The sequence below is a fragment of the Tardiphaga alba genome, assembly GCF_018279705.1.
Lineage (GTDB): Bacteria > Pseudomonadota > Alphaproteobacteria > Rhizobiales > Xanthobacteraceae > Tardiphaga > Tardiphaga alba.
Genome location: NZ_CP036498.1, coordinates 3,711,600 through 3,731,146, shown reverse-complemented (window position 1 = coordinate 3,731,146; position 19,547 = coordinate 3,711,600). Strand labels below are relative to the sequence as shown.

Genomic DNA, 19,547 nt, shown 5'->3' with positions numbered 1-19,547 from the left:
TGATCATTTTCTGAAATTCGCAGTTAGTCCATCTCCGCAGCTTCTCTCGCAGCAGAGGGTATGATTTCTGGTCGTGTATCGGCTGGCGTTCGACCTTTGGGGGCAGGTTTGCGGAGATGGATAGCGGGAGTGCTGCTGGCGCTCGGGACGACGGCTGCGACGGCCGAGACACTGGTCGAGCGTGGCGCTTATCTCGCCGACGTCATGACCTGCCATAACTGTCACACACCGCGTGGGCCGAACGGGTTCGATGTCTCGCGCCTGCTGTCGGGCGGATCGCAGCAATTCGATGAGCCGGCATTCAAGGTCTCTGGTGCGAATCTCACGCCTGACAAGGAGACTGGCCTCGGCCACTGGACCGATGCCGAGCTCAGGACATTCCTCGTCACCGGGACGAAGCCTGACGGCGTGAATGCAGCGCCGATCATGCCGACGGCGTTCTATTCGGTTCTGACGGCGCGTGATCTGGATGCGCTCGTTGCCTATCTGAGATCTGTCCCGGCGGTGCGCAGGGAGATGCCGCCGCCAGAATACCGTGCGAAATTAGAACGGGAGAAGCCGCCTTACGTTGGGACGCAGATGAAGGATGCGGAGATGGCGGACCCGCTCAGGCGCGGACGGTATCTCGTGGCCATCGCACATTGCCTGGAGTGTCACACGCCGCGCGGCTCAGGCGGGCACGACTACGCGAATGCAGCGGGTAAGGGCGGTAAATTGTTCAAAGGGCCGTGGGGGCAGGTCGTCTCCGCCAACATCACATCGAACCCGACGGAAGGCCTTGGCCAGTGGAGCGACGATGAAATCCGGCGTGCCATGACCGAGGGCGTCTCGCGCGACGGACGCAGGCTCAAGCCGCCGATGGGTTACGCGTCCTATGCGAAGATGACGCGGCAGGATCAGGATGCCATCGTGGCATTCGTGCGGACATTGCCGCCGCGCTAGCTCACGCGCTCGGCCGCCATCATCGCAGACAAAAAGGCAGCGCCGGAGCGCTGCCTCATTCGTTATGGGGCCGAGGGCATTCAGCCCCTTAGCCTGGAAGGTTACTGAAGCGCGTCGCGCTATATTACCAGGCAACCTGGGTGCGCATCGCGAACACGTCGTAATCGGCGCCGGTGTTGGTGCCAGCCGTGTTGAACTTGTCCACGGTGCCGTGGATCCAGTTGAACATGAAGCGCATGTTGTTGTTGACGTACCAGTTGAGGCCGACCGTCGTGCTCTTCAGTTCGCCACCGCGGATGTCGAGATCGTTGAGGTTGGCGTAGCTGTAGCGAACCGCCAGTTCCCATGCGCCGAGATCGCCGGTCGAGAAGTTGACCGGACGGGCCGGAGCAACACCGCCGAAGGCGCCAGCCGACGAGCTGTATTTGCGGGATTCGCCGGTGAGAACGTAGGCTGCCTGACCATAGCCACCTTCGAAGTTGAGGTCGCCGAACCCGCCGCTGCGCTGGACGCTGTAGTTGAAGTATTCACCCGTCGCCAGGAAGCTGCCGTAACGAACAGCGCCTTCACCGCTCAGAACATGCGCGCTGTTGACGTTGATCATGCGGCTGGTGTTGAGCAGTGCATTGGTCGCGGGATCGATGCGAGCTTCGATACGATCAGACATCGTCAGCTGGTTGTTGATCGTGACGTTGTTCGAGACGGTCGCGCCGGTCTCAGCAAGATAAAGAGCGTCAAAGCCAACGAGAACGGTGGAGATGTCGTTGTTCACGGGAACTGCGACGGCGCGGAGGGTGGCGCCGAGCGGCTGCGGGATCGAGTGATTGACACCAGCGCCAGTAGTCGGACCGGTGACATAGGCGCCGACCCAGTAATGCTTGTCGAACACGTGGCCACCGAAGGCGGAGCGGAAGTCACCGGCGGCCATGCTGGTGGCGAGCACCTGCGAAGCCGAGCGCTCCATGAACAGCGTGTTGTTCGAGCTGATCGATTCATCGAGCGTATAGGGCACATTGATGTAGCCGCCCTGGATCACGAGGCCCTTGACGCCCTTATAGGCGACATAGGCGTTGTTGAGCACGGCATCGCCGTCGGTGGTGCCGCCGGCGTCGATGATGAGGCCGTATTCCCAATCCTTGTTGTAGGTGCCGATCAGGCCGAGGCGGGCGCGACGGGCATTGATGCCATCATTGACGCTTGTGGGACGGGTATCGCCGGACTTCGGCGAGAACGAATAGGCGCCGGCGTCGAAGTGAATGCGGCCGGTGATGGCGACGCAGTTCATGCCGTCGCCGGTGCAGAAGGTCGGACGGTTGCCGGGCATGGTGAGGCGTGCGTCAACGAACGGCACGGCCTTCTTGTGCATGGCGGCGTTGGCGTTGGCCCAATTGGCCTGCGCGGCAGCCTGCTGCTTCTGCGTGGTGTTGGCCTGCTTCTGAACGCTGTCGAGCTTCTTTTCCAGCGCGCGGAGCTGCGCCTTCAGAGCTGCGACGTCGTCTTGTGTGGCTTGTGCATGCGCCTGGCTCGATACGGCCAGCGCGCCGAGCACGGCGACCGTGCTCAAGAATTTGTGTGTCGTGAAAGACATAGATGACCCCTGTAGAAGACAAAATCCCACACGCCCCGCGAATTGCTTCGCAGGTGGTGATGCGTGCTGATCTGTGTTTGTGGACTTGTGAAAGGAGTGATCCCGTCGTTGGGATGCTCTCCAAATTTTACAAGCGAGCCACTGTTGAGCTCGGGGGCAACCTAGTTTCGCCTTGTGACAGTTCTGTAAAACCCGCAGCGGATTCCGGCGACTATGCGGCGGTGTCGCTTTTGGAGCACAGGTTGTTTTTCAAAATAGCTATTTTAGATAGCTAATTAGGCGATTAAAGCGCATCCGCAGATGCGCTTTCCGCGAGTGAGTATCGCGTCGCGGGATTTTGCCTGCGACAAATTGGCCGTTACCAGCCTTCAAGCACGATCTTGCCGTGCGACTTGCCGGATTCAAGCAGCGTGTGGGCGCGCTTGAGATTCGCGGCATTGATGGTGCCGAAGGTTTTGTCGAGTGTCGTACGCAGCACGCCCTTGTCGATGAGGTCGGCGACATCGTTGAGAAGATGATGTTGCGCGATCATGTCGGGCGTCTGGAATGACGAGCGCGTGAACATCGATTCCCAATGCACCGAGACGGCCTTGCCCTTGAAGGCGGCCATGCTGAATTCGGCGGGATCATCGATCAGGCCGAATTTGCCCTGCGGCGCGATGATATCGGCGAGCGCCTTGTAATGCTGCTCGGTGCCGGTGAGGCTGGCGACCAGCGCGACCGGCGGCAGCTTCAATGCTTCGATCTGCTCTTTCATCGGCTTCGAATGATCCACCACCGCATGAGCGCCAAGATCCTGACACCACTTCACGGTCTCGGGCCGCGACGCGGTCGCGACCACCGTGAGGCCTGTGAGGCGGCGGGCGAGCTGGATCAGGATCGAGCCGACGCCACCGGCGCCACCGATGATGAGCAGCGTACGCTGATCGAGGCTCTTGCCCGGGGCAACGCCCAGGCGGTCGAACAGCAGCTCCCAGGCCGTGATGGCAGTGAGGGGCAGGGCGGCCGCTTCCGTGAAGCCGAGCGAAGCCGGCTTGCGGCCGACGATGCGCTCATCGACCAGGTGGAATTCCGCATTGGTGCCCTGGCGCAGGATCGAGCCGGCGTAGAACACCTCGTCGCCGGGCTTGAACATGGCGACGTCGGGGCCGACGGCATCGACCACGCCAGCGGCGTCATAGCCCAGGATCTTGGTCTCGCCGGCCTTCGGCTCCGCCCGCTTGCGGACCTTGAAATCCACCGGATTGACCGAGATCGCCTTCACGGTCACGCGGATGTCGCGACCTCTGGGTTCGGGCTTGTCGGCCTCGAAGTCGAACAGGGCCTTTTCATCGGTGATGGGGAGGGATTTGGTGTAGCCGACGGCCTTCATTGGGCTCTCCTTGGGATTGGCGTAACGCCCTCCCTAGCTGTCGCGGCGGGCGCCGAATTGCAAGATCGCCGGTTCCACAGATATCGGTGAGAGGAGGCCAACAGGACCGTGACAGGCCGGTTCCTGCCCTTCTATTGCCCCGCTGAGGGGCCTATATTCCCGGCGATTTCCCGCCAAAGAGGTCCCGATGATTCCATTTTTTCGCCGTGCTGCGACTGTTTCGGCTTTGTGCGCCATTGTCCTGTCCCAGAGCGTCCTGTCCCTGAGCCCGGCCTCGGCCCAGAATCGGCAGGTCCCGACATCGCCTACCGAGCTGAAGCTGTCTTACGCGCCGATCGTGCAGCGGGTGCAGCCGGCAGTGGTGAATGTCTATGCGGCGAAGACGGTGCAGAACCGCAATCCGTTGCTCGATGATCCCGTCTTCCGCCGTTTCTTCGGCGGGCAGGGCATGCAGCCGGAGCAGATGCAGCGCTCGCTCGGCTCGGGCGTGATGGTGGATGCGGCGGGCCTCGTGGTCACCAACAATCACGTCATCGAGGGCGCCGACCAGGTTAAGATTTCGCTCTCCGACAAGCGCGAATTCGAGGCGGAAATCGTGCTCAAGGATAGCCGCACCGATCTCGCGGTGCTGCGCATCAAGGATGCCAAGGAAAAGTTCACGACGCTCGACTTTGCGAATTCCGATGATCTTCTCGTCGGCGACGTGGTGCTCGCCATCGGCAATCCGTTCGGTGTTGGACAGACGGTGACCCACGGCATCATCTCGGCGCTGGCGCGGACGCAGGTCGGCATCACCGACTATCAGTTCTTCATCCAGACCGATGCCGCGATCAATCCCGGCAATTCGGGCGGCGCGTTGGTGGACATGCACGGCAAGCTGGTTGGCGTGAACACCGCAATCTTCTCGCGCTCCGGCGGCTCGCAGGGCATCGGCTTTGCCATTCCGGCGAACATGGTTCGCGTCGTCGTTGCCTCGGCCAAATCAGGCGGCAAGGCAGTGAAGCGCCCATGGCTTGGCGCGCGGCTGCAGAACGTTACGCCGGAGATCGCCGAGACGCTCGGCCTGAAGACGCCGTCGGGCGCGCTGGTCGTCAATGTGACGCCGAACAGCCCGGCAGCGAAGTCGGGGCTCAAGGTCTCCGATCTCGTTACCGCCATCGATGGCCAGGCCATCGATGATCCCAACGCCTTCGAGTATCGCTTTGCTACCCGTCCGCTGGGCGGCACCACGCAGCTCGATGCGCAGCGTGGCGGCAAGCCGGTGAAACTCACCGTCGCGCTGGAAGCCGCACCGGATACGGGCCGCGATGAAATCGTGCTGAAGGGGCGCTCGCCGTTCCAGGGCGCCAAGGTCGCAAACATCTCGCCGGCGCTCGCCGACGAGATGCGGCTGGATTCCAGTGTCGAGGGCGTCGTCATCACCGACTTTAGCGAGACGGCAACTGCGGCCGGTGTCGGCTTCCAGAAGGGTGACCTCATCCTCGCGGTCAATGGCGTGAAGATCGGCAAGACCAGCGATCTCGAAAAGATCACGGGCGAAGGCGCACGGCTGTGGCGCATCGTCGTCGTCCGCGGCGGCCAGCAGATCAACGTCACGCTGGGCGGATGAGCGTCAAGCAACCATCGGCCAACCTCTTCGCTGCAGCCGGGATGGAGCAGGACGCGCCGCGTCCGCTGCCGGAGCGGCTGCGGCCGCGTGTGCTGGCCGATGTCGTCGGGCAGGATCACATCCTCGGTCCCGATGGCGCGCTGACGCGCATGCTGGAAACCCGTACGCTCGGTTCGCTCATTTTTTGGGGACCGCCCGGCACCGGCAAGACGACCGTTGCGCGTTTGCTTGCCGATGCCACCGACCTGCAGTTTGAGCAGATCTCCGCCGTGTTCTCCGGCGTTGCCGATCTGAAGAAGGTCTTTGACGCCGCACGTGCGCGCCGGCAGATGGGCCGTGGCACGCTGCTGTTCGTCGACGAGGTGCATCGCTTCAACAAGGCGCAGCAGGACTCGTTCTTGCCGGTGATGGAAGACGGCACCGTGGTGCTCGTTGGTGCCACGACGGAAAATCCTTCCTTTGAACTCAACGCGGCGCTTCTGTCGCGCGCGCGTGTGCTGGTGTTCCAGTCGCATGACGCGGAGGCGATCGAAAAACTGTTTGCCAATGCCGAAAAGGTCGAAGGCCGCCCACTGCCGCTCGATGCCGAGGCGCGCGCTGTGCTCGTGCGCATGGCCGACGGCGATGGCCGCGCGGCGCTGACACTGGCTGAGGAAGTCTGGCGCGCAGCGCGCACGGATGAGGTCTTCAACGCGACGCAGTTGCAGGACATCCTGCAGCGTCGCGCACCGATCTATGACAAGTCGGCGGACGGTCACTACAATCTGATCTCGGCCCTGCATAAGTCGGTGCGCGGCAGCGATCCTGATGCTGCGCTTTATTACCTGTGCCGCATGCTGGATGCCGGCGAGGATCCGCTGTTCCTTGCACGCCGCGTGGTGCGGATGGCGGTCGAGGATATCGGGCTCGCCGATCCGCAGGCGCTCGTCATCTGCAATGCCGCCAAGGATGCCTTTGATTTTCTCGGCCACCCGGAAGGCGAACTCGCCATCGCGCAGGCGGTGATCTACATCGCGACCGCGCCGAAATCGAATGCAGCCTATATGGCCTACAAATCTGCAATGCGGACGGCGAAGGAAGGCGGCTCGCTGCTGCCGCCGAAGCACATCCTGAATTCGCCGACCAAGCTGATGAAGTCGGAAGGCTACGGCGAGGGATATCAATACGACCACGACACGCCGGACGCCTTCTCTGGCCAAGACTATTTCCCGGAAGCCCTCGGGCGCCAGACCTTCTATGATCCGCCCGAGCGCGGTTTTGAGCGCGAGATTCGCAAGCGGCTGGACTATTGGGCGAAGCTGCGCGCCGCCAAAAGCACATAAGCGTAGGGTAAGTTACGGCGCGATGCGCCCATCAGTTGGACGAGGCCTGATGTCGATTGTCACATCTCAACCGCTGCGCGCCACCATCGCTGCAGCATTTTGCCTAATCGCCCAGGCCGCTTGGGCTCAGCAGGCGGCGCCGGTGCGATATTGGGTGCCGAACGGGCCGTTCGGTCTCGGCGGCTGGTCCGATGCCGGCGTCACGAGTTACGGCAATTTCCCTGGTTTCGACGCCGGTACTGCGGCTGACGGCGACTGGAAGTCCAATTTCCGGACCGGTGCATTCGTGCGCAGCGAGGCCGCCAGTTTTGATCGCATGGGCCTCGGCTGGGCCGGCACCACCAGCGATTTCGGTGGGCTTACCGCCCAGAGCACAGTGGCCGGCTACGCGTTCAAGGGCGCCGGAGATCTGCCCGTCACGGTCTTTGCCGGCTTTGACACCCTGAACTACCGTCCGGGCATCGGCACCGCACTGGCACCGTTCAGTTCCGATACCAGTATCGCAGCCGGATACACGGCGCGCGCAGGCATCGCGTTTCAGCCGATTCCGAACCTCACTTTGTCGCTTGAGGGCAGCGTCACCCAATATCAAGCCGACGAGGTCTCCCCGACGCAGCGCCTGCTGTCCGGTCAGTCCCCGTATGGCGGTTTCCGTCGCTGACGCGGGCAATCGGGTGGGCGGAACCTGAAGGTTTGGGCTGACGGGCGATTTGACCGTGACCCCGGTCGGTAGATGCGCTAGGGACGGTCTTTCCCCTGGAGTTACAGATGAGCCGCCGCGATACGAGATCCCCCGCCAAACGTGGCACCGGAGGCGGTGGCCGTTCCGGCCGCGCCAAGCCGGGCGCCACGATGGCCAAGGCGGCGGCGAAGAAGGCTGCCAAGGGCCTGCCAGAACGCCTTCCAAGCGCGCGATGGAGAAGGACGAACGCTTCCGGTCCGAGCGCGGCGATGCGGAGCGGCCCACCAGCGCGCGTCCGCCGCGCGCGCGTGCTGCCGAGCGGGGCGAGCGATTTGAACGCTCCGAGCGACCGGAGCGGTTTGAGCGCGCCGAGCGCCCGGAACGTTTCGAACGATCCGAGCGTCCGCAACGGTTTGAACGATCGGAACGCCCGGAACGGAGCGAGCGGCCATCCGCTGCGCGGACCGGAAGCAAGGCACCGACGCGCTTTGCCGGTGGCCCGTTGCGTTCGCGAAAACCTGAACCTGTGATCGAGAAGCCGGCCAAGGCAGAGGCCGAGCCGGCGATCATGCCGACCAGCGTGCAGACCGTGATCGTCACGCCCGACGAGAACGACATGCGCGTCGATCGCTTCCTCGAGGCCCGTTTTCCGGGCCTGTCCTTCTCGCACATCCAGCGCATCGTCCGCAAAGGCGAGCTGCGCGTGAACGGCAAGCGCGCCGACAGCAAGGATCGTCTGGAAGCCGGGCAGACCGTCCGCATTCCGCCGCTGAAGCTCGATGCGCCGAAGACGGTCGGCGTGCTCTCCGAAGCCGCGCAAAAAACGCTCGACGCGTTGAAGGCGATGACGATCTTTGAGGATCCCGACGTGATGGTGCTGAACAAGCCGGCCGGCCTTGCCGTGCAGGGCGGCTCGGGCATGACGCGTCATGTGGACATGATGCTTGAAGTGATGCGCGACTCCAAGGGACAGAAGCCGCGGCTCGTGCATCGTCTCGACCGCGAGACCTCGGGCTGTCTGCTGATCGCCAAGACGCGCTTCGCCGCCTCGTTTCTCACCGGCGCGTTTCGTGAACGCTCGGCGCGGAAATTCTATTGGGCGCTTGTCGCCGGCGTGCCGAAGCCGAAGCAGGGCCGCATCTCGACCTATCTCGCGAAGGAAGAGAACGAGGAAGACACGATCATGCGTGTCGCCAAGCATGGCGATGAAGGCGCGAGCCATGCGGTGACTTACTATGCGGTCGTCGAGACCTCCGGCCAGAAGCTTGCCTGGGTCTCGCTAAAGCCGGTGACGGGACGCACGCATCAGCTGCGCGCGCATATGGCCCATATCGGCCACGCCATTGTCGGCGATCCCAAATATTTCAACATCGAGAACTGGCAATTGCCGGGCGGTTTGCAGAACCGACTGCATCTGCTCGCGCGCCGCATCATCATTCCGCATCCGCGTGGCGGCGTGATCGACGCCACCGCGCCGCTGCCGCCGCATATGCTGCAGTCGTGGAATCTGCTCGGGCTCGAGCATGACCGGTTCGATCCGATCGAAAACGCACCGGAAGATTGAGCCTTGCCGGAATTCGACGATCAGTTTCGCGCGCGTTTGCATGATCTGTTTGCGTGGCGCCGCGACGTCCGGCGCTTCCGCAGCGATCCGCTGCCGGAGGATGCGCTGGGACGGCTGATCGATACGGCGTGTCTCGCGCCATCGGTGGGGCTCAGCCAGCCCTGGCGTTTTGTTATTGTCGATGATCCCGCGCGGCGCCAGGCCGTGCTGGAGAATTTCACGGCCTGCAATGAGGAGGCGCTCGGCGCCTTCCACGGCGAGCGGGCGCAACTCTATGCGACACTCAAGCTGGCCGGCCTGCGCGAGGCGCCGTGCCATCTGGCGGTGTTCGCCGACCGCGAGACCGATGTGGGCCATGGTGTTGGCCGCCGCACCATGCCGGAAATGGCGGAGTATTCGGCCGTGTCGGCCGTGATGACCCTGTGGCTTGCGGCGCGTGCCGAGGGGATCGGCGTCGGCTGGGTGTCGATCCTCGATCCTGATGCGATCAAGGCCACGCTCAATGTGCCTGCCCATTGGCGCCTGATCGGCTATTTCTGCATCGGCTATCCCGAGACCGAGGACGATCGCCCCGAACTGGAGCGTGTCGGCTGGGAACGGCGCCGGCCTGCAACGGATCTCATCGTCAGGCGTTGATATGTCCGCCCTTGAGCGCGCCGGAGATCGTGACGATATGAGCCAGATGTTTCGCCATTGCCTGCACGCTACCGTCCTCGCGCTCGCGCTTGCCGCGACTTCCGCGCATGCGCAGATGCTGCCGCCGGGCAGCAGCGCGCTGACCGTGCCGCCACCACCTCCGCCGCCGCCCCGAAGATCGAGGTGCCGGTGGTACCGAAGATGGGCGACCTGCCGTCGCAGAACTATGTCCCCAAACAGGCGCCGCCATCCTTCGGCGACCGCGTCACCAATTGCTTGCAGCAGGGTGCCGCGGCCGGGCTCGGCCCGAACGAGCGCGCAGCCTATTCGCGATCCTGCGCCAATCGCTGAGGGCCTCGCACAGGGCGCCGGCATCGCGTAAATTGCGATCAGAAAATTCGAGTGAGATGACCGATGCGTGAACTGTTCGACGACGTCTATGGCAAGCCCGGATTCACGGTGCAGGAATCTCGTGAGAAATCCACGGGCGCGCGCCGCAAGCGCTTCTATACGAAGGCGGATGTCAGCTTGGGCGATGGCGGGCATGCCATCACGCTCGACGACAAGACCGTGCGCACGCCGTCCCGCAATCTGCTTGCAGCGCCGTCGCGCGCCATCGCGGACATCATCGTTGCCGAATGGAATGCACAGCAGGAATTCATCGATCCCCTGAGCATGCCGGTGACCCGGCTTGCCAACAGTGTGCTCGATGCGATTTCGACCGATGAGCAGATCGCAGCCGTGCGCGACGACATCGCCAAGTATTTCAATTCGGATCTGCTGTTCTACCGCGCCTCGCATCCGGAAGCATTGATCGCGCGCGAGGCAGCGGCGTGGGACCCGGTGCTGCGCTGGGCAGCGGACGACCTCGGCGCGCATTTTATCCTCGCCGAAGGTGTGATGCATGTGAGCCAGCCCGAACAGGCACTCGCCATCGCGCGCGGCGCGCTGCCGACTGACAATTGGATGGTGGCGGCGCTGCATATGGTGACCACCATCACCGGCTCGGCGCTGCTCGCATTGGCGCTGCTGCGGGGGCGGCTGGATGCCGATCAGGTCTGGTCTGCGGCCTTCGTCGATGAGGACTGGAATATCGAGAAATGGGGGCTCGATGAGGAGGTCGCGCAGCGCCGTGCCGCCCGCGAGACGGACTTCCGCGCCGCCGCTTCGGTGGTCGCCGCGCTGAAGGCCGCGGCGTCTTAACGACAGGTTAATGCTCGTTAACTAGGGTGGCTGCACCATTGTCCGGTGCATGCCATGCCGAATGCTGTCAATTCGATCCTGCCAGTCGTCAATGCCCAGGGCGTTGCGAGTGAAGTCGCGTTTCAGCCCGGCAGCACGATAGCCGGCCGTGTGCTCTCGGTCTCGCCCGACAATCAGGTTCGCGTTGCCATCGGTCACAGCACCATCGACGTGCAGTCGCAGGTGCCGTTGAAAGCCGGGCAGGTTCTGCAATTCGCCGTCTCAAAGACGGACGATGGCAATGTGCGCCTCACAATCCTGCCGCAGCAAGCGGCGGCCAGCGGCAGTGCGGGGGGACGGCTGGCAGCGCAAATCCGGTGCAGAATGCGCAGCTCATTCTCGCCAATGCGCTTGCGAGTTCAAAACTCTCGCTGACCCCGCAGGAAGCCGTGGCCGTTTCGACGGCGACGCAATCGGCGGTGACGCAGCAGACCAGTCTCGCCAACCTGTTCGCCAATCTCGGTGCTGCGACATCGCTCGCGAACCTGCCGCCGAAGCTGCAGCAGGCGGTGGCGCAGGTGCTGGCGCAACGTCCGCAGCTAGACACGCAGTTGACGGGCGGCGAGGTGAAGACGGCTTTCCAGAATTCCGGCCTGTTTCTCGAATCCTCGCTGGCGCAAGGCCTGCCGGCGTCCGGCGCGATGCCGGACATGAAGGCAGCGCTGATCGTGTTGAAGCAAGCGCTCACGACGGCGCTCGGCAGTAACGGCAGCGCCACGACGGCCCCTACAGCACAACAGCCTGCGCAGGCCCAGCCAGGTGCAGCAACGCTGCCCGCCGTTCCGACCACACCTGCACAGATACAGGCTGCCGCGGCAACGCTGGTACCCGCGATGCTGCCGAAGTCGGCGATGAAGGGCGATCTCTCTGTCACGCCCGATGGGGCCTTGCCTGACGACACTGCAACGCCGGATCTACAGACACAGCCGGTGGGAGCCGTTGCCAAGACCGCGCCGGTCGCCACGCGCGAAGGGGCTCCGCAACAGCTCGCAACACGCAGTATGAATATCCTCGCTCAAGCGATGTCTGAGGATGCTGCGTTGCTGGAGGCCATTCCGGCGGCAAAGGGACAATCCGGAGCTCCGCTGGCAGAGATCCTTGGCCAGCGTCCCCAAGTGCCCCCGCCGCCATTGCGCGGTGCGTTGCCGAGCGCGCAGCCGATGATGCAGCCGACATTGCCGCCGAATGCACAACTCGGCCCCACCATTGAACATCTGCTGTCCGACACCGATGCGGCGATCGCGCGCCAGACTTTGCATCAGGTGGCGTCGCTGCCAGATCGTGTCGATGCCGTTTATCCGCAGCGGGCCGATCAGGTGGCCCAGCGCTGGAGTTTCGAGATTCCATTCGCGATGCCGCATGGCACGGCGGTAGCGCAATTCGAGATCGCGCGTGATGACGGGCAGGGCAGCGAGGTCGAAGCGGCGAAGAAGATCTGGCGCGCGCGGTTCTCTCTCGATGTCGAGCCAGCGGGGCCAGTGCATGCGCTGGTATCGCTCACCGGTGATAAGACGTCGGTGCGGATGTGGGCAGAGCGGCCGGCGACAGCATTGCAATTGCAGGCCGGCGCAGCGCAGCTCAGCCAGGCGCTGCTCCATGCCAATCTGCAGCCCGGCGATATCGTCATTCGTGAAGGCGCGCCGGTGCAGCCGCAGCCGGCCGCAGCCGGTCATTTTCTGGATCGCGCGCTATGATCGTCCAGCCGAAACGCGCACTCGCCGTCGCGCTCCATTATGACAAGACCGGTGCGCCGCGTGTCACCGCCAAGGGCAGAGGGGCTGTCGGCGAGAAGATCATCGAGGTTGCCAAGGCGCACGATATTCCGATCGAGGAAAACGAGGTGCTTGCCGGCGCGCTCTCCAATGTCGAACTCGGCGACGAGATTCCGGAAGAGCTCTACAAGGCGGTGGCGGAAGTTCTCGTCTTCGTGCTGCGCCTGTCAGGTCGCGGCCGCTGAGCCTTGCTCAGGCCGCCTTGACTTCATTCGTGGTCGTTTCACTGTTCGCAATCGGCTTGGCGGCGGCCGCGTGTTTGCCGATACGGCCAAGATGGGTGAAGTGAAAACCCCTCTCGTATTTCAGGCCGTAGCCAAGCATTCGGTCGAAGCCGATATGGGCCAGCCAGATCATCGCCAACGCGCCGGGGACTGGCTCTGCCGTCACGAGCCCGAACAGCACCAGCAGCAATGGACCGATGGTGGCGTGGGTCGCATTATAGACGCCGGCGCCGATCCGCGGACCGGCAAGATAGGCCAGGAAAGCGAGATCAGGCAGGAAGAACACCAGCGCGTATTGCAGCCAGGATGCGCCGGAAATCCAGTAAAACAGTGTCATGCCGACGAAGAGGGTGACGCCCTCCCAGCGCAGCAAATCCCGCACGCCGCCGGTGGCGGCTCCGCTGTTCTCGTTGATCCCGATATTCGCCATGCCGGCCTCCTGACTGACCGGGATATAGGCATGCCGATGGCCGTTGCCATGCGTTTTCAACACTTTCCAGCCATGCGGATGGGCGTTTCCAGACCCGAAAACCGCATGCTAGAACGACGGCCAAACCCCGCCGCCAAAGCGGGCTAAAACACGCGAATTTGACGGGCTGGAGCACATGAAAGAGATCCTGGATACCCTCGAAGCGCGCCGCGCCGGCGCAAAACTCGGCGGCGGCGAGAAGCGTATCGAGTCGCAGCACTCAAAGGGCAAGCTTACCGCCCGCGAGCGCATCGAGCTGCTTCTGGACAAGGGATCCTTCGAGGAGTTCGACATGTTCGTCGAACACCGCTCCGTGGAATTTGGCATGGATAAGTCCAAAATTCCGGGTGACGGTGTTGTCACCGGCTGGGGCACCGTCAATGGCCGCAAGATCTTCGTCTTCGCCAAGGACTTTACCGTGTTCGGCGGCTCGCTGTCGGAGACCCATGCGCTGAAGATCACCAAGATCCAGGACATGGCCATGAAGGCGCGAGCGCCGATCATCGGCCTTTATGACGCCGGTGGCGCGCGCATCCAGGAGGGCGTCGCCGCACTCGCTGGTTACTCCTACGTCTTCCGTCGTAATGTGCAGGCCTCGGGCGTGATCCCGCAGATCTCCGTTATCATGGGCCCATGCGCCGGCGGCGACGTCTATTCGCCAGCCATGACCGACTTCATCTTCATGGTGAAGAACACCAGTTACATGTTCGTCACCGGACCGGATGTGGTGAAGACCGTCACCAACGAGGTCGTCACCGCGGAAGAACTCGGCGGCGCCAGCGTGCATGCGACGAAATCCTCGATCGCCGATGGCGCCTTCGAGAACGATGTCGAGACGCTGCTGCAGATGCGCCGGCTGATCGACTTCCTGCCGTCCAACAACACCGCAGGCACGCCGGAATGGCCGAGCTTCGACGACATCGAGCGCACCGATGACAGTCTCGATACGCTGATCCCCGACAATCCGAACAAGCCCTATGACATCAAGGAACTGATCCTGAAGGTCGTGGACGAGGGCGACTTCTTCGAACTCGCGGACACATTTGCGAAGAACATCGTCACCGGTTTCGGCCGCATTGCCGGCAAGACGGTGGGCTTCGTCGCCAACCAGCCGATGGTGCTGGCCGGCGTGCTGGACAGCGACGCATCGCGCAAGGCCGCGCGCTTCGTGCGCTTCTGCGACGCCTTCAATATTCCGATCGTGACCTTCGTCGACGTGCCGGGCTTCCTGCCGGGCACCGCGCAGGAATATGGCGGCCTCATCAAGCATGGCGCAAAACTGCTGTTCGCCTATAGCCAGTGCACCGTGCCGCTGGTCACCGTGATCACGCGAAAGGCCTATGGTGGCGCGTTCGACGTGATGGCTTCGAAGGAAATCGGCGCCGACATGAACTACGCCTGGCCGACCGCGCAGATCGCGGTGATGGGCGCGAAGGGCGCGGTGGAAATCATCTTCCGCGGGGATATCGGCGATGCCGAGAAGATCGCCGCGCGCACCAAGGAATATGAAGACCGCTTCTTGTCGCCTTTCGTGGCCGCCGAGCGCGGCTATATCGACGACGTGATCATGCCGCACTCCACCCGCAAGCGCATCGCCCGCGCTCTGGCGATGCTGAAGGACAAGCATGTGGAAGTGCCGATGAAGAAGCACGACAACATGCCGTTGTAACGACGCATTCTGAATTCGTGTTTTCGGTAGGCCGGTAGCTTCCGCTATCGGCCTTCTGCTTTTGAGATGCGTTTCGGTGCGTGCATTCAGCGCTCGTTCATCCCGTGGGTCGGAAGCTGCCGCGACAACACCTCAGGGAGGATCGCGAATGGAGCGCCGTCATTTTCTGAAACTCGGTCTCGGCTTCGCTGCGGGCGCTGTGGCGACCGTGCAGATGTTTGGAACCGTGAACGCTGCGCCTTTGCCGCCGCTTACTCCGCTTGATGATCGCAAAGCGGAGGATGCGCCGAAGCCTGCTGTCGCGACGAAGGAAGATGTGGATCACTTGCAGCCGGAGCAGGTCGGCTGGCGTCGTCGTCGCTGGCGGCGTCGCAGGGTCTGGGGTTATCGACGCCGCCATTGGGGCTGGCGTCGCCGCTATGTGGTGCGTCGCCGTTATTGGCGCCGGCGTCGCTACTGGTAGCGCGAGCGAATACGGCAGGGCAGGCGGAGCGCTGATTTCATGCTAGAGAGCGTGCGAGTCCTCTGGATGAACGAATCGTGCCCCATACCGAAGCCCTGCTGTTTCCCCTTGCCATGGTTGCGCTGGTTGCCGAAGCGATGACGGCGGCGCTGGCCGCTGGCCGGCGCAACATGGACTGGCTGGGCGTGGCCATGCTCGGCTGCATCACCGCGCTCGGCGGAGGCTCGGTGCGCGACATGCTGCTCGGGCACTATCCGCTGTGGTGGGTGCAAAGCCCGTATCTGCTGCTGCTGACGGGCGGGGCGGCGCTGGCCACCATCGGGATCGCGCAATTCGTGCATCGCTTCCACACCATCTTTCTCATCCTTGACGCCATTGGCCTCGTCGTGTTCACGATCATGGGCGCCAATGTCGCCATGAGCATGAACCAGCCGCTGCTGATCGTCGTCGTGGCGGGGATGATCACCGGCTGCGTCGGTGGCGTCATCCGCGACGTGCTGTGCAACGACGTGCCGCTGCTGTTTCGCGCCGAGCTTTACGCCAGCGTGTCGATCGTGACCGGGCTGCTTTATATCGGCGGCATCACATACGGGCTCAGCCCGGATATCGTCATCGCTGCGGCCTTCGCGGTCGGCCTGACATTCCGCCTGCTGGCAATCCGGTTGAAATGGGAAATGCCGAAATTCGTCTATGACAGCGAGACGAAGTAGCGCCTGCGGTCAGCGCAATCCCGTGCAGCTCGCATAGAATGTCGTCGTCGCCGGCCAATCGGAAAACACGCCGCGCACGCCCACGTCTTTCGCCAGCACATCGAGCACGGTCATCGTGTCGCCTTCGCGGTCGATGGCCGGTTTGATCGAGCGATGGAAGAAGCCGCCGCCCTTGGTCAGCGGCCCGTCCCGCTCCAGCGACCATGTGATTAGATCGAGGCCGGCTTCGCGTGCGGCGCGCGCATAGTGAGAGGGCACGATGCGGCCGCTGCTGTCGAGCGTCAGCAGCATATAGATCGGCGGCGCGAGGATCCGTAGTCCGGCGGCTTTCAGCTCGGGCATCGATGGCGTCCATGTTTCCGAGCGCAGGTGATCGAAGCTGGGGGCTGCATAGCGGCCGTCCAAATAGACCGCCTGTGCACCAAAATCCGGTGCTGTGCGAAGCCAGAACTTGATGTCGTTGAGGTCGAAGCTCTGCGGAAACACGTCGGCCGCCGGAATGCCGGCGGCGCGATATTCATCGAGCATCTGCGTGGCGTACTTTTCCTGGCTGTAGTCGCCGTCGAACGGCATCGGTACTTCCGGCGCCTTTAGCTCCGGCGTGAATTTTGCGCCGAGACTCTTGATCAACGCGATGCTCTCGGCGTGGGTCATCAACGTGCCCGGGCTGGCATAGAGATCGGTGCGCCAGCGCGGCGTGCCGTTCTGATAGTCGGCCACATTGGTGGCGGATGTGTCGGCGGCATCCATTTTGGCAGTCAGCGTCTTGAACTCGGCCAGTGTGATGTCGCTGGTGCAGCATTTTGCGGACGCTTTCTTGCCCGTGGCCGGATCGGCAGGGCTGAAAGGCTGCGTGCATTTCGTTGCGAGGTCCGGCTTCGAAAGAATGTTGGTGGTGGTGTGCAGATCGCATTGCGAGTGACGGCAGACGAGTTGGCGATCCCTCGTGAAGGTCACGTCGCATTCGATCACGCCGGCGCCCATGCGCGCCGCGGCGAGATAGGATTCCCGGCTGTGCTCGGGAAGCTGCAGCGGTGCCCCGCGATGGGCGATGGAAAAATTGCTCTTGCGAAACGGCCCGGTGCAGGCGCTGAGTTGCGTCTTCAGTGCTCCGTCCTTCATCGTATCGACGAGATAGAACGGTCGTGGTCCAAGTTGCTGTTCGCTCGGTAGCGGCAGCATCTGCGCCAGCGCCGGCGAAAGATGGAGAAGAATCGACAGTCCTGCCACGATGAAGCGAAGATAGATGCGCGACACGATGATCTCCCTGCGATGGACAGCCACTCTGGCACGTCTCTGTGACGATCATTGCAAGCGCAGCACGAGCCAACAAAAAACCCCGCCGGCGAGGCGGGGTCTTTTTATATCGATGGGCCGCGATCACCAACGGCGGATGCAGCGGCCATAGGGATTGCGGAACCAGCCGCGCGGGCACGAGCGAATGACGGGGGCAGCACGATACATTGGACGGCAGAAGCCGCGTGGACCGCGTGCATAACCTGGGCCGCAGCCCTGTGCGACCTGAATGACCCCAGCCGTATCGGCTGCGCTGAGTGGCGCCATTGGCATGGCTGCATTCGCACTGCTAAAGCCGCCGACGGTCGCGGCGAACAGTGCTGCGGCAAAGATTCTTTTCATGGCTGATCTCCCTTGGGGCGTGCCGCAATGCGACACTACGACGAAAATGATGCGCCTTCGAGAACGTTACGCGCACGCGGCGAAAACGTTGCAGGACATCGACGCGCGTCGCGTCGAATTGGACGGATTCTGGCTGAACGCTGCATGAATATTCGGTCAGACTCGCGGGTTTCGCCGATGTTGATAATATCAGATTATACGTCGCTTGGTCGCACGCATGACGAAACAGCGGGCACGTATGATGTCCGCTGTTTCGTCTGCCCGTGCGCAGCGATCAATTCGCTGCGCCGCCCTTTGAGCTATCGACCTCCGTCCCGGTGGGCGCGGATTGCGGCGCCTGCGGGCGCGCTGGTGCAGAGCCCGTGGTCACACCAGGATTGTCCTTCGTCGGTGTGACGTCACGAACGCCCGGTGCCACCGGCGGCTTGGTGCTGCTGTTCGAGTCCGCAATGTTGTTTGTCGGCGCTGGCGCCTTCGGTGCGCTGTCCTGCGTGGCCGGTGTCGATTGCGATGCCGTCTTGGCCGCGTCGTTCGGGTTCATCGATCCACTGTTAAGGCCGTAGAACACAACGCCAAGCAATACCGCGGCGGCGACGCCGTAAATGAATATCCGCCCACCGGATGCGGGGCCTTCCCGCAACTCGGGATCGGCCTGCAGCTCTCGGTCAAATCGCGTTTGTTCGCCGGAGCTGTCATTGATGTCGTTCAGGCGATGCGGGTCGTTTTGTTGAGGCGTATTCGCCATGTCGCGTCCTCCTGTTGCTCCCGTGTGTCGAAAGACAACAACATGGCATCGTGCATGTTCCTGCGGAGATGACGATAACGTGTCGCCATTGTGCTGCGGCGCGGCGAGGCGGGATGGGCGATCACCACTTGTTAAGACCTGACTGCGACTCTTGCAGCACTTCGATTCGCAGCAGTGGCGCCCGTATGTTCGACACCATCATTCTTCTGACTGGCCCCGCTGAGCATTCGGTCTTCACGACGCTTCTGCGCGGTCACAATCCGGGGCTTACGGTGCTGCCGGTGTTCACGGCGGCGGATCTTGCTGCCATCGAGCCGGAATGGCTGCGGCGCGCGCGTCTCATCTCGTTCACGACCAATGTGATCGTGCCCGGTGCGCTGCTCGACCAGCTCGGCTACGGCGCCTACAATTTTCATCCGGGGCCGCCGGCCTATCCCGGCTGGGCGCCATCGCATTTCGCGCTTTACGAACGCGCGAGCGATTTCGGTTGCACGATGCACCGCATGGTCGAGCGCGTCGATGCCGGTCCGATCGTCGAAGTCGAGGTGTTCTCGATTCCGCCCGGCATGAACGTCAATGCTCTTGAAGAGATGACCTATACGAAGCTGGTCCAGATGTTCTGGCGCATGGCGCGGACGTTGGCGACGCAAAGCGATCCGCTGATCGAGCGCGCGGTGCGATGGGGCAACAATCGCAATTCACGCGCTGCCTATGAAAAAATCTGCAAAATCCCGCTGACGATTTCGCAGGATGAACTCCAGCATCGCCTGCATGTGTTCGGGACCGATCATTTCGGGATCGTCCCGTCGATCGACCTTCACGGTTTCCAGTTTCGCATCGTGATGCCGGAAGACGAGGGGCAGAACGTCGGGACAGCCGTCGTCGGCAGCTGAAGTCTCT

The 19,547-nt window shown here is 62.9% G+C and carries 22 protein-coding genes; 16 read left to right on the top strand and 6 right to left on the bottom strand.

Going from position 1 to position 19,547, the window contains the following annotated elements; translation table 11 throughout:
• The first annotated feature begins 129 nt into the window (after positions 1 to 129).
• Entirely contained in the window at positions 130 to 942 is an 813-nt protein-coding gene (locus tag RPMA_RS17660; protein WP_249225262.1) for a c-type cytochrome, read from the top strand.
• Positions 943 to 1,066: 124 nt separating this feature from the next.
• Here RPMA_RS17660 and RPMA_RS17655 read toward each other — a convergent pair whose 3' ends face one another.
• Together RPMA_RS17655 and RPMA_RS17650 are read right to left on the bottom strand one after the other, a co-directional pair.
• Positions 1,067 to 2,530, bottom strand: coding sequence for an OprO/OprP family phosphate-selective porin (locus RPMA_RS17655; protein ID WP_211909003.1), 1,464 nt, complete (start codon positions 2,528 to 2,530; stop codon positions 1,067 to 1,069).
• Between the two features lie 358 nt (positions 2,531 to 2,888).
• Positions 2,889 to 3,902, bottom strand: coding sequence for a zinc-binding alcohol dehydrogenase family protein (locus RPMA_RS17650; protein WP_211909002.1), 1,014 nt, complete (start codon positions 3,900 to 3,902; stop codon positions 2,889 to 2,891).
• 187 nt (positions 3,903 to 4,089) lie between these two features.
• Here RPMA_RS17650 and RPMA_RS17645 point away from each other — a divergent pair, with 187 nt between their 5' ends.
• The 10 genes from RPMA_RS17645 (at position 4,090) to RPMA_RS17605 (ending at position 12,914) form a co-directional block, all read left to right on the top strand.
• Positions 4,090 to 5,511, top strand: coding sequence for a DegQ family serine endoprotease (locus RPMA_RS17645; RefSeq protein ID WP_211909001.1), 1,422 nt, complete (start codon positions 4,090 to 4,092; stop codon positions 5,509 to 5,511).
• Positions 5,508 to 6,833 (top strand): replication-associated recombination protein A, encoded by a 1,326-nt coding sequence (locus tag RPMA_RS17640; protein ID WP_211909000.1) that lies wholly within the window; start codon positions 5,508 to 5,510, stop codon positions 6,831 to 6,833. The genes RPMA_RS17645 and RPMA_RS17640 overlap by 4 nt, the downstream gene beginning before the upstream one ends.
• A 49-nt stretch (positions 6,834 to 6,882) precedes the next feature.
• The gene (locus RPMA_RS17635; protein WP_211908999.1) at positions 6,883 to 7,494 is read left to right on the top strand and encodes a hypothetical protein; all 612 of its coding nucleotides are present in this window, start codon (positions 6,883 to 6,885) and stop codon (positions 7,492 to 7,494) included.
• Between the two features lie 253 nt (positions 7,495 to 7,747).
• Complete coding sequence (locus RPMA_RS17630) at positions 7,748 to 9,079, top strand: RluA family pseudouridine synthase (RefSeq protein ID WP_211908998.1); 1,332 nt, start codon at positions 7,748 to 7,750, stop codon at positions 9,077 to 9,079.
• A gap of 3 nt (positions 9,080 to 9,082) precedes the next feature.
• Complete coding sequence (gene bluB / locus RPMA_RS17625; RefSeq protein ID WP_211908997.1) at positions 9,083 to 9,715, top strand: 5,6-dimethylbenzimidazole synthase; 633 nt, start codon at positions 9,083 to 9,085, stop codon at positions 9,713 to 9,715.
• A gap of 183 nt (positions 9,716 to 9,898) precedes the next feature.
• The gene (locus tag RPMA_RS28050; protein WP_249225261.1) at positions 9,899 to 10,066 is read left to right on the top strand and encodes a hypothetical protein; all 168 of its coding nucleotides are present in this window, start codon (positions 9,899 to 9,901) and stop codon (positions 10,064 to 10,066) included.
• 63 nt (positions 10,067 to 10,129) lie between these two features.
• Positions 10,130 to 10,918 (top strand): ATP12 family chaperone protein, encoded by a 789-nt coding sequence (locus tag RPMA_RS17615; protein WP_211908996.1) that lies wholly within the window; start codon positions 10,130 to 10,132, stop codon positions 10,916 to 10,918.
• Between the two features lie 54 nt (positions 10,919 to 10,972).
• Positions 10,973 to 11,332 (top strand): hypothetical protein, encoded by a 360-nt coding sequence (locus tag RPMA_RS28425; protein ID WP_328516524.1) that lies wholly within the window; start codon positions 10,973 to 10,975, stop codon positions 11,330 to 11,332.
• Positions 11,275 to 12,651 carry a flagellar hook-length control protein FliK gene (locus RPMA_RS17610; protein ID WP_328516523.1) on the top strand — a complete coding sequence of 459 codons (1,377 nt, stop codon included), beginning with the start codon at positions 11,275 to 11,277 and terminating at the stop codon, positions 12,649 to 12,651. The genes RPMA_RS28425 and RPMA_RS17610 overlap by 58 nt, the downstream gene beginning before the upstream one ends.
• Positions 12,648 to 12,914, top strand: a complete 267-nt coding sequence (locus RPMA_RS17605; RefSeq protein ID WP_211908995.1) for an EscU/YscU/HrcU family type III secretion system export apparatus switch protein — start codon at positions 12,648 to 12,650, stop codon at positions 12,912 to 12,914. The genes RPMA_RS17610 and RPMA_RS17605 overlap by 4 nt, the downstream gene beginning before the upstream one ends.
• A 7-nt stretch (positions 12,915 to 12,921) precedes the next feature.
• Here RPMA_RS17605 and RPMA_RS17600 read toward each other — a convergent pair whose 3' ends face one another.
• Positions 12,922 to 13,383 carry a DUF4260 domain-containing protein gene (locus RPMA_RS17600; protein WP_211913718.1) on the bottom strand — a complete coding sequence of 154 codons (462 nt, stop codon included), beginning with the start codon at positions 13,381 to 13,383 and terminating at the stop codon, positions 12,922 to 12,924.
• Between the two features lie 175 nt (positions 13,384 to 13,558).
• Between RPMA_RS17600 and RPMA_RS17595 the strand changes: the two genes are divergently transcribed.
• From RPMA_RS17595 to RPMA_RS17585, 3 genes are all read left to right on the top strand, one after another.
• Entirely contained in the window at positions 13,559 to 15,091 is a 1,533-nt protein-coding gene (locus RPMA_RS17595; protein WP_211908994.1) for an acyl-CoA carboxylase subunit beta, read from the top strand.
• A gap of 148 nt (positions 15,092 to 15,239) precedes the next feature.
• Entirely contained in the window at positions 15,240 to 15,554 is a 315-nt protein-coding gene (locus tag RPMA_RS17590; RefSeq protein ID WP_211908993.1) for a twin-arginine translocation (Tat), read from the top strand.
• Between the two features lie 77 nt (positions 15,555 to 15,631).
• The gene (locus RPMA_RS17585) at positions 15,632 to 16,264 is read left to right on the top strand and encodes a trimeric intracellular cation channel family protein (RefSeq protein ID WP_249225260.1); all 633 of its coding nucleotides are present in this window, start codon (positions 15,632 to 15,634) and stop codon (positions 16,262 to 16,264) included.
• 9 nt (positions 16,265 to 16,273) lie between these two features.
• Here RPMA_RS17585 and RPMA_RS17580 read toward each other — a convergent pair whose 3' ends face one another.
• Both RPMA_RS17580 and RPMA_RS28045 read right to left on the bottom strand, forming a co-directional pair.
• Complete coding sequence (locus tag RPMA_RS17580; RefSeq protein ID WP_211913716.1) at positions 16,274 to 17,446, bottom strand: glycerophosphodiester phosphodiesterase family protein; 1,173 nt, start codon at positions 17,444 to 17,446, stop codon at positions 16,274 to 16,276.
• 198 nt (positions 17,447 to 17,644) lie between these two features.
• A complete protein-coding gene (locus tag RPMA_RS28045) occupies positions 17,645 to 17,902 on the bottom strand; it encodes a GCG_CRPN prefix-to-repeats domain-containing protein (protein WP_249225259.1) in 258 nt (85 codons plus the stop codon).
• Here RPMA_RS28045 and RPMA_RS17575 point away from each other — a divergent pair.
• Complete coding sequence (locus RPMA_RS17575) at positions 17,832 to 18,050, top strand: hypothetical protein (protein WP_211908992.1); 219 nt, start codon at positions 17,832 to 17,834, stop codon at positions 18,048 to 18,050. The two genes, RPMA_RS28045 and RPMA_RS17575, sit on opposite strands and share 71 nt — an antisense overlap.
• 126 nt (positions 18,051 to 18,176) lie before the next feature.
• Here RPMA_RS17575 and RPMA_RS17570 read toward each other — a convergent pair whose 3' ends face one another.
• On the bottom strand, positions 18,177 to 18,647 hold the full coding sequence (locus tag RPMA_RS17570) for a hypothetical protein (protein WP_211908991.1): 471 nt from the start codon (positions 18,645 to 18,647) through the stop codon (positions 18,177 to 18,179).
• A gap of 185 nt (positions 18,648 to 18,832) precedes the next feature.
• Here RPMA_RS17570 and RPMA_RS17565 point away from each other — a divergent pair, with 185 nt between their 5' ends.
• Positions 18,833 to 19,540, top strand: coding sequence for a formyltransferase family protein (locus RPMA_RS17565; protein ID WP_211908990.1), 708 nt, complete (start codon positions 18,833 to 18,835; stop codon positions 19,538 to 19,540).
• Positions 19,541 to 19,547: the final 7 nt, after the last annotated feature.

What these genes read in the sequence shown, in the direction of transcription:
- RPMA_RS17650 (WP_211909002.1), bottom strand. Translation starts at nt 3,902, where the DNA reads ATGAAGGCCGTCGGCTACACCAAATCCCTCCCCATCACCGATGAAAAG.
- RPMA_RS17575 (WP_211908992.1), top strand. Translation starts at nt 17,832, where the DNA reads ATGGCTGCATTCGCACTGCTAAAGCCGCCGACGGTCGCGGCGAACAGT.
- RPMA_RS28045 (WP_249225259.1), bottom strand. Translation starts at nt 17,902, where the DNA reads ATGAAAAGAATCTTTGCCGCAGCACTGTTCGCCGCGACCGTCGGCGGC.
- RPMA_RS17630 (WP_211908998.1), top strand. Translation starts at nt 7,748, where the DNA reads ATGGAGAAGGACGAACGCTTCCGGTCCGAGCGCGGCGATGCGGAGCGG.
- RPMA_RS17590 (WP_211908993.1), top strand. Translation starts at nt 15,240, where the DNA reads ATGGAGCGCCGTCATTTTCTGAAACTCGGTCTCGGCTTCGCTGCGGGC.
- RPMA_RS17600 (WP_211913718.1), bottom strand. Translation starts at nt 13,383, where the DNA reads ATGGCGAATATCGGGATCAACGAGAACAGCGGAGCCGCCACCGGCGGC.
- RPMA_RS17605 (WP_211908995.1), top strand. Translation starts at nt 12,648, where the DNA reads ATGATCGTCCAGCCGAAACGCGCACTCGCCGTCGCGCTCCATTATGAC.
- RPMA_RS17565 (WP_211908990.1), top strand. Translation starts at nt 18,833, where the DNA reads ATGTTCGACACCATCATTCTTCTGACTGGCCCCGCTGAGCATTCGGTC.
- RPMA_RS17580 (WP_211913716.1), bottom strand. Translation starts at nt 17,446, where the DNA reads ATGCTGCCGCTACCGAGCGAACAGCAACTTGGACCACGACCGTTCTAT.
- RPMA_RS28425 (WP_328516524.1), top strand. Translation starts at nt 10,973, where the DNA reads ATGCCGAATGCTGTCAATTCGATCCTGCCAGTCGTCAATGCCCAGGGC.
- RPMA_RS17595 (WP_211908994.1), top strand. Translation starts at nt 13,559, where the DNA reads ATGAAAGAGATCCTGGATACCCTCGAAGCGCGCCGCGCCGGCGCAAAA.
- RPMA_RS17635 (WP_211908999.1), top strand. Translation starts at nt 6,883, where the DNA reads ATGTCGATTGTCACATCTCAACCGCTGCGCGCCACCATCGCTGCAGCA.
- RPMA_RS17655 (WP_211909003.1), bottom strand. Translation starts at nt 2,530, where the DNA reads ATGTCTTTCACGACACACAAATTCTTGAGCACGGTCGCCGTGCTCGGC.
- RPMA_RS17570 (WP_211908991.1), bottom strand. Translation starts at nt 18,647, where the DNA reads ATGGCGAATACGCCTCAACAAAACGACCCGCATCGCCTGAACGACATC.
- RPMA_RS17645 (WP_211909001.1), top strand. Translation starts at nt 4,090, where the DNA reads ATGATTCCATTTTTTCGCCGTGCTGCGACTGTTTCGGCTTTGTGCGCC.
- RPMA_RS17640 (WP_211909000.1), top strand. Translation starts at nt 5,508, where the DNA reads ATGAGCGTCAAGCAACCATCGGCCAACCTCTTCGCTGCAGCCGGGATG.
- RPMA_RS17615 (WP_211908996.1), top strand. Translation starts at nt 10,130, where the DNA reads ATGCGTGAACTGTTCGACGACGTCTATGGCAAGCCCGGATTCACGGTG.